The organism is Indolivaga macrotermitis (assembly GCF_900128985.1).
Lineage (GTDB): Bacteria > Bacteroidota > Bacteroidia > Bacteroidales > Dysgonomonadaceae > Dysgonomonas_A > Dysgonomonas_A macrotermitis.
In genome coordinates this window covers 366,246-378,253 of sequence record NZ_FQUC01000002.1, presented here as the reverse complement: position 1 = coordinate 378,253, position 12,008 = coordinate 366,246, and the positions used below count along the sequence as shown (strand labels likewise).

The following is a 12,008-nucleotide window of genomic DNA, read 5'->3' as shown; positions in this document are numbered from 1 at the left end:
GGTAATACTATTGGAGGTAAAGTTTGATATTCTTAAATCTAAAAATGGGAAATGATTAAATATCTTATCGATAAGCCTGTATCTGTATTAATGGCTTTTATTGCATTTTTCATATTGGGTATTATTACTTATATGAACATTCCGATTTCATTGTTACCCGATATTGATATTCCTGAAATCTCAGTGCAGATATCAGGTAAAAACACTTCTGCCCGAGAGTTAGAGAATACCGTTGTGAACCGGATTCGCCAACAACTGATGCAAGTTGGAAATCTCAGGGATATACGGAGTGAAACCTGTGATGGGAATGCTGTTGTGCACTTGAGCTTTGAATATGGAGTCGATACCCATCTCGCTTTTATCGAAGTGAATGAAAAAATCGATGCGGCTATGAATTATTTGCCAAAAGAAATTGAACGGCCTAGGGTAATAAAAGCCAGTGCAACTGATATACCGGTCTTTAATCTAGACCTGACACTCTGTTCCGATAGTAGTTTTGAATATACGGATATAAATAAATTTATAGAACTCAGCGAATTTACCGAAAGTGTTATAAGACGCCGCTTCGAGCAATTGCCTCAGATTGCAATGATAGATGTATCGGGTCTAATAAAAAAACAAATAGTTATTTCTCCGGATCAGGAAATGTTAGATGTAAGTGGAATTACTCTATCCGATTTAGAAGAGGCTTTGAATGATAATAATGTAGAACCGGGTAGCATGTCTGTTCGTGATGGGCATTATGAATATGTTATTCGTTTTTCTTCCATATTGAGAACTCTCGAAGATATTGAAAATATCTACATACGAAAGAATGACCGGATATATCAACTGAAGGATATGGCAAAAATAGAGTTTGTTCCTCAAAAAGAACAAGGCATGGCTATCTATAATGGCAAAAGGGCGATAGTCCTTTCTGTGATAAAACAATCGGAAGAAAATTTTGATGATCTTCAATTTGCAGTAAATGAAGTTGTAGAGCAGTTTCAAAAGGATTTTCCTGAAATAGAATTCCACATTACCCAAAATCAAACTGAACTTTTAGATTATACAATCTCTAATTTGCAAGAAAACCTGATATTAGCTTTCATTTTTGTATTCTTAATCTCGGTGATTTTTCTAAAAGATGGCCGTTCTTCTATTATTATCGGTATAGGTTTATTTGTTTCTCTAGTAATAAGTTTGTTGTTCTTTTTCCTGTTTCATATTTCACTTAATGTAGTATCATTAACCGGATTAATCCTTGCATCGGGAAATATGATAGACAATTCAATAATTGTTTCTGATAATATTGGGCAACACCGAAAAAAAGGATCATCTCTCTCTGAAGCGTGTGTTATTGGAACGAATGAAGTCAGTACTCCTATGCTAAGTTCTGCATTAACAAACATTGCAGTTTTTATTCCTCTTATTTTTATGAGTGGAATAGCAGGAGCTGTTTTTTTCGACCAGGCTTTTTCTGTGACTGTTGGTCTACTCACATCATATCTTACCGGTATAACTCTTCTGCCTATACTTTACAAACTAATATATTCAGTAAATATTCCGGATATTCATTGGTCAAGCAGTAAAAAAAATAAAAAGAAAGAAAGAAAAAAGTATCCAGTCGAAGAAATGTACCATAAAGGAATTTGCTGGATCTTTTCTCATAAAGTGTTGACATTGGCTGTTATGTTAGTTGTTTTCCCTATCTGTTTTTGGCTATTTGTCATAATAAAAAAAGAAAAAATGCCTAATATTAATCAGAATGAGGTAATTGTTCATATTGAATGGAATGAGAATATTCATATACAAGAAAACCATGATCGCTGCATTTCGTTTCTCAGAGAATTAAAGCATCAAACAAAAGAAACTTCGGGACTTGTAGGGCAGCAACAGTTCTTATTAAATAAAGATTGGAACTTGACATCTACCGAAGCCGAAATATATATAAAGACTGAAACTCCAAGTGAAATTAATCGCCTGAAAAATGAAATAGGAAAATATTTTGTTGATCAATATCCAAATTCTTCGGTAACATTCTCTCCTGTAGGGAATATTTTTGAAAAAATATTTACAATAGGAGAACCCGATCTTGTAATAGAATACTATATAGACGACAAGACTAAAAAGATCGACAAGGAAACGATTTTATCTATTCAAAATAAACTAGAACATATAACAGGTGAGATAGCTATTGTCACATCATTTCAGAATCAGATTAACATCCATATAGACAAAGCTAAACTCCTATTATATAATGTTCCTTATGATTTGGTCTACAAATCTCTTATAACTGCTTTTAAAGAAAACCAATTTGCTACGTTGCGTTCTCAACAGCAATATTTGCCAATTTTATTGGTAGATGAAGAAAGGTCTATTAAGGATATAATAGATAATACATTGATAGAAACCTCGATAAAAAGTGATGGTTCGAGAAATAAGCTTGCCCTCTCGACCTTTGTGACAATAACATCATCTGAAGACATGAAGACAATTGTATCCGGTAAAACAGGAGAGTATGTCCCATTTTACTTTTTTGAAACAAAAAATACAGATCAAATAGTAGATAAAATAAGAGGAATAACAGATGTAAACTGGGAGATTGGTTTTTCAGGAGCTTTTTTTTTAAATAAAAAAATGATTAAAGAGATGGTTATAATCCTACTAGTGTCTATAGGACTTATGTACTTTATATTAGCATCACAATTTGAAAGTCTTAAGCAACCTCTTATTGTGTTACTCGAAATACCGATAGACATTGCCGCAGCTTTAGGTTTGCTAATTATAACAGGTCACTCTCTAAATCTGATGTCAGCTATTGGTATAGTTGTGACCTGTGGTATTATAATTAATGATTCAATTTTGAAGGTTGATATGATGAACCAATTAAGAAAAAAAGGATTACCTCTTATAGAGGCCATTCATGAAGCAGGGCATAGGCGCTTAAAAGCGATTTTAATGACTAGTATGACATCTATCGTTTGTATGGTTCCTCTTTTATTTAGCGATGATTTAGGTTCCAATTTGGAAAAACCATTGGCTATAGCCACTATTGGAGGAATGGTTGTAGGAACACCAATTAGTCTGTTTGTTGTACCATTGGCCTACTGGTGGATATATAGAAAGGAAGAAAAATAATGCTTTAAAACAATATTTATGAAGAAGATACCTATAATTCTATTATTTTTCATTTTATCAAATTTAGCCTTATCTCAAATCATAAAACTCGATTTGAAACGGAGTATTTCTATTGCATCTGATAGTTCATTACAGGCTTTTAGAGCAAAGAATCTGTATATGGCAAGTTATTGGGAGTATAGGGCATTTAAGGCAGGCAGGTTGCCTTCCATGTCATTAAAAACTACGCCAATTCAGTATCAGAGAGATTTTACAAAGCGATATGATTCTGATAGGAATGTAGATGTTTATCGTGAACAACAATCATTATATACTTATGGTAATCTTTCGATAAGCCAAAATCTCGATTTCACAGGAGGGACTTTTTTTGTAGATTCAGAGTTAGGCTATATGCGTAATTTGGGTGACAATACATTTTCCCAATTCAGTACTGTTCCTATTCGGATAGGTTATTCTCAGGCATTATTCGGATTCAATAGCTTTAAGTGGGATAAAAAAATAGAACCGTTAAAGTATGAGAAGGCTAAAAAGCAATATCTATATTCCAGAGAAGAAGTGTCCGAATCAGTTATTACTTATTTTTTCAGCCTGGCTATGGCCCAAATGGAATATAATATGGCTATAGAGAATGTAGCCTCTTCGGATACTTTGTATAATATGGGACAAGAGCGTCATAAAATAGCGTCTATTTCTCAATCAGATCTACTAACACTTAAATTGGATGTCGTTAATGCTCGCAATACCTTGAAAAATTCAGAGATGGGGTTGAAGCGTTCCATGTTCAGTTTTGTTTCATTCCTGAATATGAATAAAGAGACACAAATACAATTGGAACTGCCTGACCGACCGGTAGAATTGACAATACCTATGGATGCAGCACTTTTGTATGCAAGAGAAAATAATCCGGACTACTTGGGATTCATGCAAGAAGAACTAAATATGGAAAAAGAAGTAGACCGAACGAAGAAAAGTGCAGTTTTTGATGCTAGTTTTTCTGTAAGTGTCGGATTTAATCAAATTGCTGAAAATTTTGGTGATTCATATAAAAATCCATTACAACAAGATCTGATAAGTGTAAGTTTTACTATACCATTGATAGACTGGGGAGTGAGAAAGGGAAGGGCAAATATGGCTCGTAATAATCTGAATGTAACAAAAATATCAATCCAACAAAAAGCACTAAGTCTTGAGCAGGATATTATAATGACTGTAAATGATTTTAATATTCAGCAAAATCTAATAAGTAGCGCTGAGGAAGCCTTAAAATTGTCCACGATGGCTTATAATGCCACTAAAGAACGATTTATTATAGGGAAGGCAGATCTTAATAGTATGACATTGTCGCTGAACAGGCAAAATACAGCTCAACGGAATTATATTTCGACTTGTCGCGATTATTGGCTAAGTTATTATAAACTTCGAAAGTTGACTTTATTTGATTTTTTTGAACAAAAAAAATTAACTGAACTATTTGATGTTACAGAGAACGTACGTCCTTAACAGTTGTAACTATATAATAAATAGTATCTGAATACATGGGAAATATATGAAAAAAAATAAAAGAAGACTATCTCCTTTTTCTATAATAATCATATTTGTCTGCCTCTTATTATTAGGCTTATTTATGGCTCCCCAATTACCGGTTAAGCTAAATCCTTCGAAAAAGCAACCTTTGGTCAGTATATCTTTCAATATGAAGGGGCAGTCAGCAAGAGTAATAGAGATGGAAGTCACATCTAAATTGGAGGCTATGTTAAACCGGATTGATGGTATACAAAGCCTAAATTCATATTCGTCAAATGGCTCGGGATATATATTGATAAGACTTTCAGAACATATTAATCCCGATATTGTGAGGTTTGAAATATCTTCGATTATACGACAAACGTGGCCTTTATTACCGAAAGGAGTTAGCTATCCGTCCGTATCTATGTCAGGAACAGAAGAAGAGTCAGATCGTCCTTTTATTCGTTATATAATAAATGCTCCAACTTCGTCAATACTAATACAAGATTATGTTGAAAACAACATAAAAACTAAACTATCGGGAATAAAGGATATTAGTCATATTGAAGTTAATGGTTCATACAGAATGATTTATAAGCTAACATATGATTTTGGACAATTGCAACGATACAAAATATCAGTGAACGATATAAAGTCAGCTATTCAGTTATATCTGAATCAGGAATTTTTGGGATTAGGGAGAATTGAGAGGGAAAATGGACAAGAGGAATGGATTAGTGTTGCTCTAACCTCAGAAATGCAAAATCAGACATTTGATCCATCAGATATTCAAGTAAAGAATAATGAGGGTACAATTATAAGTCTATCTCAATTAGTGTATATTAGTTTTGAAGAAGAAGAAGCCTCTAGTTATTTCCGGATAAACGGGCTGAACTCCATTTATTTATCGATAACAGCAGACAAGGCTGCTAACCAATTGTTACTGAGTAATCAGGTTCAGGATCTGATGAAGATTATAGAAACGTCTTTGCCTGTAGGATATGAATTTCATTTGTCATATAATGCTAGCGAATATATAAAAACAGAGATTAATAAAATCTATTTCCGCTCCGGGACTACGATTCTAGTCCTTTTATGTTTTATTCTTATTATATATCGTAATCTAAAATATTCTTTTCTTATTATAATTTCATTAATAACGAATATAGCTATAGCTGCTATTTTTTATTATTTATTAAAGATCGAATTACAAATGTTTTCTTTAGCAGGGTTGACAATATCTTTAACTCTGATCATAGATAATACTATTATTATATCAGATCAAATTGTCCAAAGAGGAAATACAAAATCTTTCTGGGCTATTCTAACTGCTACAATAACAACAATAGGAGCCCTTGTTATTATATTCTTCATGGATGCATCTATTCGTGGGAAATTATTAGATTTTGCATGGATTATTATTATAAATCTAATAATTTCATTATTTATTGCAATCCTTTTAGTGCCAGCCCTTATAGAACAACTAAATATTATTAGCAAAAAAAAACGAAGTCAAAACGAGGAGTATTGTAAATTGACGAGTTTCATTAAGGGTAAAAAATCATTAATAGCGTTTCACCGTGTTTATAAAAGCGTTATTCTATTTATGTATCGCAAAAGAATATGGTTCATTTCAATTATTGTATTGGCCTTTGGATTACCCGTTTTTCTTTTACCTGAAAAAATTGAGATGAAGGAAAATAAAATCACTCAGGAATTCGAACAGAAACAAACAATAGGTTTTTGGTCCGATTTATACAATGATACATTTGGCTCGATATTTTATAAGGAAATAATAAAGCCTGTGTCTGATATCATTCTGGGAGGTACAATGCGCTTATTCGTGCAAAAGGTACAGAATGGGTCATACTTATCAGAAGGTAGGGAGGAAACATCTTTAAATGTGACCGCATCTTTACCCAATGGTTCGACTATATTCCAAATGAATTCTTTAATAGAAAAGATGGAAAATTATATAATAGGATATCCAGAAGTGAAACAATTCGAGACCTTTGTAGAGAATGGTAAAAGAGCTAGTATTCGGATTTTTTTTACAAAAGAATATCAGAGAGGACAATTTCCCCATATATTAAAACAAGAACTTATAAGTAAAGCTCTGGAATTAGGAGGAGGAAGCTGGAATGTATATGGATTAGGTGATGGTTTTAACAATGATGTAAAGGAGCAAGCTGGAACAAGCCGAATTAAACTTTTAGGATATAGTTACGATGATCTTAATGCTTTGGCTTTAGTGATGAAAGACTCGTTACTTCAACATCAACGAATAAAGGAAGTTTCAATAGATTCTAGGTTTAGCTGGTATAAAAATGACTATGAGGAATTTTCGTTTGATTTGAATAAAGAGAGGCTCTCTCAGGGAAATATTTTACCACTAGAGTTATACCATTCTTTAACGCCAATGTTTGATAGAAACATATATGTCGGAGATTGGATAAATAATGAGAAGATTGAACCTATTTTTCTTTATTCGAAACAAGTGGATGAACTGGACATTTGGAATATGGAGAATTACCCGGGAAAAATGAGGAACACTGAGTATAAGTTAACTGATATAGCAGATATAGAAAAAGGCCAAGTACCACAAGATATAGCAAAAGAAAATCAGCAATACCGTCTGTGTCTGCAATATGAATATATTGGTAGTCCACAACAATCCAGATATGTTATGGAAAAAACAATCTCGACTTTTAATAAGGTTGTTCCTTTAGGCTATCAAGCCGAAAGTGATTTACTCGGATATTGGTGGAATGAAGAAGGTAATAGTCAATATTGGTTATTGTTATTATTAATTGCTATTATATTTTTTACAACTAGTATTTTGTTCAATTCATTGAGCCAACCATTAATTATTATTTTCATTATACCTATTTCATTTGTTGGCGTATTCTTAGTATTTTACTTATTTGAATTAAACTTTGATCAAGGAGGATTTGCTGCCTTTATTCTTTTATCCGGGATATCTGTCAATGCAAATATATATATACTAGACGAATATAATAATATCAGAAAAAAATGGCCAGGAGTCACTCCCATAAAAGCATATATACAGGCTTGGGATAGAAAAATTAGGCCTATATTTCTTACTATTGTTTCTACAATACTAGGCTTTATCCCTTTTATGATTGGAGACTATAAAGAGGCATTCTGGTTTCCTCTGGCAGCAGGGACAATCGGTGGTCTTATTTTATCTTTTATTGCTCTGTTCTTTTTTCTGCCTTTGTTTATCGGTGTAGGAAAAAAGCTAAATTAATAATTATATTATACAAAACTGATATCCTAAAATTAAAGAAACTTCATTTTAAAAGAGTTTGGCTTGATGAACTTGTTTCGCAAGGGTATTACCCTATTTCTATGAATTTATTTTTTGCAGTGTTGTATTTTAATATCAAGAGACCGTTGCAGTATTTGAAATCAGTGGAAACGAGGAGGCTGACTGAGGTCTATTTGTCTTTTATGTAATATATATTAAGATAATGATCATTAAAATAATTCTGTCGGTCGATGGGGAATTAAATAAAATATTCTATTTTTGTAATGGCCATTAAAATAACAACCATTAAATGATTGCTTAAGATGAAATTTTATAATAGAATACAGGAGTTAGAGGTTTTAGCCCGTATGCTGGAGCAATCTCAAAAAAGTTCGTGTTTTACGGTTATGGTGGGACGTCGCCGTATCGGTAAAACATCTCTTCTTCTCGAATCTGTAAAAGGTCAAAAATATCTATATCTGTTTGTTTCCCGAAAAAGTGAGCCGCTTCTTTGTGAACAGTTTCAAAAAGATGCAACAAGAGCTTTGGGCATACAAATATTCGGAAGTATTACCCAATTTAAAGACCTCTTTGAGCAATTACTTATTTTTGCTACAAAAGAACATTATACGCTGATAATTGATGAGTTTCAGGAATTTGATAATATAAATTCATCTATATTTAGTGATGTTCAGAATCTTTGGGATCAGTATAAAGACAAGACTAAAATCAATTTTATAGCTTCCGGTTCTATCTATTCAATGATGATGAAGATTTTTGAGAATAGAAAAGAGCCTTTATTTGGCCGTCTTACATCAAAGATGATATTGAAACCTTTTGCCGTAAGTGTCATCAAGGAGATATTAAAAGATTATAATCCTAAATACACAGCAGAGGATCTTCTGTGCCTGTATATGCTTACCGGAGGAGTTCCCAAATATCTTGATTTATTAATGGAAGCCGGAGCGGTTACGAAAGATAAGATGCTGGATATGGTCACAAGTCCGGACTCACCTTTTCTTGGTGAAGGTAAAGATTTACTGGTCTCTGAATTTGGAAAGGAATATGGTACATACTTTTCCATTATGCAGTTAATAGCTTCAGGAAAGACTACCCAAAGTGAAATTGATTCTATTATTGAAAAAAATACAGGCGCCTATCTGGTAAATCTTGAGAAGGAGTATTCTCTTATTATAAGAAACAAACCTATGTTTTCGAAACCGGAGAGCCGTAAAAACCGTTGGAGTCTGAATGATAATTATCTTCGTTTTTGGTTCAGATTTATTTTCCCGAACCAATCGTTAATTGAAATGGGAAAGAACGAATTGCTTCGAGAGTATATTGATAAGAATTACGAGCAATACAGCGGACTGATCTTGGAGAAATATTTCCAGGCGAAAACAGTAGAGGAGGAGAGGGTTACCATGATTGGCAGCTATTGGGACAATAAAGGATTGAATGAAATTGATCTGATAGCTTTGAATGATTTGGATAAAACAGCTATTATTGCCGAAGTAAAACGTAATCCGAAGAAAATTGATTTGAATCATCTTCAGGCAAAGGTTGATTCTATAAAAAAAGAACTTTCAAAATACAACGTTCAATTGAAGGGGCTTTCTCTGGAAGATATGTAGTTGTTATAAAAGTTTTGTTTGCCTCGATGCAATATCCTCATGAGACATTAAATAAAGAAATATTATAATGTCTTTATTATAAAATATTGTAAAACAATAAATAAGTCGTTTTTCTTTCGTATCTTTAGAACTTGAGCAATCTAGTTTTTATTGTATCTATCTTCTCAATGTTTTGCTCCGCGCTGGTTAGCGGATCTTCCCATCGTCAAAATCGACAACAAAATCAACTTTCTTGTTTTTGGTATTAATCAGTTACGAGAATGTGTAATGCTTTTGTCGTAACGCATTTTTGTAAATAAGATGAAATCATTTTTTATAGGGAGTCTGGAAGTCAAACTTCCGGTTATCCAAGGTGGAATGGGGGTAGGTGTATCTTTGTCCGGTTTAGCATCAGCAGTAGCTAATGAAGGAGGGATAGGAGTTATATCGTGTGCCGGTTTGGGACTTATCCATAAAGGACACGGAAATTTTATTAAGAGCAGTATTTGGGGGCTAAAAGAAGAGTTGCGTTTAGCCAGAGAAAAAACAACTGGTATAATTGGAGTCAATATAATGGTTGCTTTATCCAATTTTGCCGATATGGCACGTACAGCCATCGAAGAAAAAGCGGATGTCATATTTGCCGGAGCAGGACTACCGTTGGATCTACCATCTTATCGAACTGTGGATAGTAAAACCAAGTTAGTTCCGATCGTTTCTTCCGCCCGAGCCTCAAAAATAATTTGTGAGAAATGGTATAATAATTACGGTTACCTACCTGATGCGATCGTTGTAGAAGGCCCGAAAGCAGGAGGGCATTTAGGATTCAAAAAAGAGCAAATTGATGATAACCTGTATTCTCTTGAACAGATAATTCCCGAGGTTATAGAAACAGTCGCATTATATAAAGAAATAAAAACGATATCAGTTATTGCCGCAGGTGGAATATCTTCAGGAGGAGATATATATCGTTTTATCGAAATGGGAGCATCAGCTGTACAGATGGGAACAATATTTGTTACTACAGACGAATGCGATGCTTCAGAAACCTTCAAACAGGTTTATCTTACAGCTAAAGAAGACGACTTAATGATAATTAACAGCCCTGTAGGGATGCCTGGACGTGCTATTAAAGGAGAGTTTCTAAAACGTGTTTCCGAAGGGTTGGAAATACCTAAAACCTGTCCTGTACATTGTATAAAGACTTGTGACTATACGAAGAGCCCTTACTGTATTATGAAAGCATTATTTAATGCAGCGAAAGGTGATATGAGAAAAGGGTATGCTTTTGCCGGAGTAAATGCACATCTGGCACAGAAAATAAGCAGTGTAAAAGAAGTTGTATGTAGGCTGAAAGAAGAATTTACCCTAGCGGAAAAAAGACCATTATTAACAATAGGGCTGTCACATGAATGACACTCTGATCGAAGAAACAATAAGAAGATATATCCGGGAATATGACCGTTATAAAAAATTGACTGATATAGTTTCCGGTATATGTCAGAGTATTGTTCAAAAGAATCTGACTGTCAGGGCAACAGTTCAACATCGGGTAAAAAGTCCGACAAGCCTAGCCGAAAAACTAAGGAAAAGCATAAAATACGAATCAGTAAATAGTGTTTTTGAAGGAATTAGTGACCTTGCTGGTGTTCGTATTATAACTTATCAGGAAGCAGACAGACCAAAAGTGGTAGAGGAAATCCTACGTATTTTCATAGGAAAGGGTAATGATAAAATCAGGATTGAAGTTAAAGATAGAAATGGAAATGATGGTAAATATTATAAGGCGACTCACTGTCAGGTAGCTTTACCTTCCGAGTATCTGACAGACAATTTCAATTTAAGAAATACAACATGCGAAATTCAGGTTTGCAGTTTATTGTCGCATGTATATAATGAGATAGAACATGACTTACAATATAAGCCCCGGAAAGGGAATTTATCAAAAGATGAAAAAATTTTGATCGATCAGCTAGGACTCATCACGAGATCGGGAGATATAACTATTCAACGATTATTGGAAGCTACAAATGAAAGATTGAAACTTCAGGAAGGAGAGTTTGTTGATGTACATGATTTTGCAGTGAGGATGGGAGAACTCCTGAATTTAGGAGAATTATTTGCGAATAATGCGGGGCTGTTATATGATGAGTTTTTAAATCTAAAATTAGATTCTCCAGAAATAATTATTTCAGAACTTCTCGATAAAGATGAAACGCTGATTGGTGTCGCAAAATATGAATATGACAAACTTACGAAATATATAGCAAGTAAAAATATAAACATAACAATAGATCAAAATTCTTCTGATCTATTGTTGTTGGTACTACTTAGAAAGAAGGCTGTCACTATACTCAAAGATTATCCGGCTATAACGGAGAATGACCGGCCATCACGGTTACTTCGGATTGCTAAAATATATAAGGATATGTTCTCTGAGCAATAGGAAGTAACCTTTTATAAACGTAATTCATATTTTAAAGATGAGTTACACATTA

General features: G+C 33.6%; 6 protein-coding genes. All 6 read left to right on the top strand.

Features of this window, described 5'->3' with window-relative positions:
• The first annotated feature begins 51 nt into the window (after positions 1-51).
• The 6 genes from BUC12_RS04515 (at position 52) to BUC12_RS04490 (ending at position 11,956) form a co-directional block, all read left to right on the top strand.
• Positions 52-3,120: an efflux RND transporter permease subunit gene (locus tag BUC12_RS04515; RefSeq protein ID WP_062176365.1), complete on the top strand. Its 3,069-nt coding sequence runs from the start codon at positions 52-54 to the stop codon at positions 3,118-3,120.
• Between the two features lie 18 nt (positions 3,121-3,138).
• On the top strand, positions 3,139-4,620 hold the full coding sequence (locus tag BUC12_RS04510; protein ID WP_062176368.1) for a TolC family protein: 1,482 nt from the start codon (positions 3,139-3,141) through the stop codon (positions 4,618-4,620).
• Positions 4,621-4,666: 46 nt separating this feature from the next.
• Positions 4,667-7,897 (top strand): efflux RND transporter permease subunit, encoded by a 3,231-nt coding sequence (locus BUC12_RS04505; RefSeq protein ID WP_062176371.1) that lies wholly within the window; start codon positions 4,667-4,669, stop codon positions 7,895-7,897.
• A gap of 323 nt (positions 7,898-8,220) precedes the next feature.
• The gene (locus BUC12_RS04500; protein ID WP_062176375.1) at positions 8,221-9,531 is read left to right on the top strand and encodes an ATP-binding protein; all 1,311 of its coding nucleotides are present in this window, start codon (positions 8,221-8,223) and stop codon (positions 9,529-9,531) included.
• Between the two features lie 300 nt (positions 9,532-9,831).
• Positions 9,832-10,926, top strand: a complete 1,095-nt coding sequence (locus BUC12_RS04495; protein ID WP_062176378.1) for an NAD(P)H-dependent flavin oxidoreductase — start codon at positions 9,832-9,834, stop codon at positions 10,924-10,926.
• A complete protein-coding gene (locus tag BUC12_RS04490; RefSeq protein ID WP_062176381.1) occupies positions 10,919-11,956 on the top strand; it encodes a GTP pyrophosphokinase in 1,038 nt (345 codons plus the stop codon). The genes BUC12_RS04495 and BUC12_RS04490 overlap by 8 nt, the downstream gene beginning before the upstream one ends.
• Positions 11,957-12,008 lie beyond the last annotated feature (52 nt).